Source organism: Agrobacterium sp. AGB01 (assembly GCF_014851585.1).
Taxonomy (GTDB): domain Bacteria; phylum Pseudomonadota; class Alphaproteobacteria; order Rhizobiales; family Rhizobiaceae; genus Agrobacterium.
On the sequence record NZ_JACVAB010000017.1, the window covers coordinates 1 to 755 of the forward strand.

A 755-nucleotide genomic window follows, 5' to 3' on the forward strand; every position below is an offset into this window, starting at 1 on the left:
GCTGTTTCGTTTTCAAAACGGTAGGCAGCTTCAGCGCGGGCCAGCAGGCGGATATCATTGTTCAATGCGTGAACGCCGTCGATACCGGCACGAACAACCGTGCTGTGGTCGCTGGTTGAATTGAAACTGGCCGGGAAGCCTCCCCCGGTTTCTGTGTAAGCATCCAGCTTTGAATGCGCATAAGTCAGGCTGGTGTAGGGCGTGAAGTTCCAGTCATTGGCAGTGAATGCATTCAGCCAATCGAAGCGTAGCTTTGCACCCCAGGTATCAAGATCGGCTTCACCATGCGAATAATCCATGATGCCGCCATTGAGATAACCGCGTGTGATGGACAATTTGCCCGGTGCGTAATAACCGCCGACCGTGGCATAGACATTGCCAGCGACCGGAAGCGTGACTTCCGGCGCAATGTAAAAGCCCTTGTTGATGAAGTTACCACCGGCATCGATATCCTGATCGGTGTAAAGACCACCAAAGGCAAAGCGGGCTGTTGCGCCACCTTCCAGGCCAAGACCATAACCGAAGTCGGCAAGGCCAAATGCGCCATCACTGGCGGAGCCATTGTCATAGCCGATATCAGATGTGACCCAGATCGACTGCTGCCCGGCCTCCAATAGGTTGCGCATCGGCTCGCCATGCGCACCGTTGAGAACAGTGCCCGCAAAGTTAAGACCGACATTGGCTGTTGGTTTGGCGGCAAGTGAACCGGCAAACTCGTTCATGTCGATGATGCCCGAACCGGTTGAGGCAACACG

Annotated in this window: 1 protein-coding gene; it reads right to left on the reverse strand. The window is 55.0% G+C overall.

Annotated elements, in window-relative coordinates:
• Window positions 1-755: autotransporter outer membrane beta-barrel domain-containing protein (locus IB237_RS26155; RefSeq protein ID WP_192491677.1), on the reverse strand; the 755-nt coding region annotated here is incomplete at both ends.